The 925-nt window shown below is 47.1% G+C and carries 1 protein-coding gene; it reads left to right on the top strand.

Annotated elements, in window-relative coordinates:
* The coding region (locus ACTXGO_RS14795) for an aldehyde dehydrogenase family protein (RefSeq protein ID WP_443575057.1) at positions 1-869 on the top strand (869 nt) is incomplete at its 5' end.
* Between the last annotated feature and the right edge of the window lie 56 nt (positions 870-925).

Genomic DNA, 925 nt, shown 5'->3' with positions numbered 1-925 from the left:
ATATCCTAAAAGATGCCGGTCTTCCAGAAGGCGTTTATAATAATGTGTATGCCACTAACGATCAAGCGGCAACTATTATTGAAGACAAGCGTGTACAAGGCGTGTCATTGACAGGCTCTGAGCGCGCAGGTGCAGCAGTAGCCAAAATAGCTGGCGGCGCACTTAAAAAGGTCGTGCTAGAGCTTGGTGGTTCTGATGCCTTTATCGTGACCGCAGATGCTGATATCGCTCAAGCGGTGCAAAACGCTATTGTTGGTCGCTTCGGTAATACAGGACAAGCCTGTAACGCGGCTAAACGTCTAATCGTAGTAGAAGACGTCTATGAGCCATTTGTACAAGGCTTTACTGATGCGGTTCGCGGTATTTCAGCCGCTGATCCTATGCAAGAAGATACCTTTATCGGTCCTATGTCCTCACAGAGCGCTGCTGAAAATCTACAAAAGCAGCTTGATAGTGCAATCGAAGGCGGGGCTACGGTACTGGTTGAAGGCGGCATGAGTAATGACAAAGCAGGTGCTTGGTTTGCGCCTGCCGTCCTCGCTGATGTCGACAGCTCTATGAACGTCTATAGCGAAGAGCTATTTGGCCCGGTTGCTGTCGTTTATAAAGCGCGCGATATCGCTCATGCTATCGAGATTGCTAACGACGTACCCTTTGGTTTAGGCGCTTCTATTCAAACGCAAGATGCCGATCTCGCCGCTGATATCGCTGACAAGTTAGAAGTCGGTATGGTCACTATTAACGCTCCGTCTGGATCTGAGGCCAACACACCATTTGGCGGTGTTAAACGCTCAGGATTTGGTCGTGAGCTTGGCACATTAGGTATCACTGAATTCTTAAACTATAAGCTTATTCGTGATAAGTCTTAATCTCTAGCTGCTTCAAAAAACTAATCTTTAAACAAACAAAAGCCTAACGTTATCGT

The organism is Psychrobacter sp. T6-1 (assembly GCF_052258445.1).
This window is presented reverse-complemented; position numbering and strand designations above follow the sequence as displayed.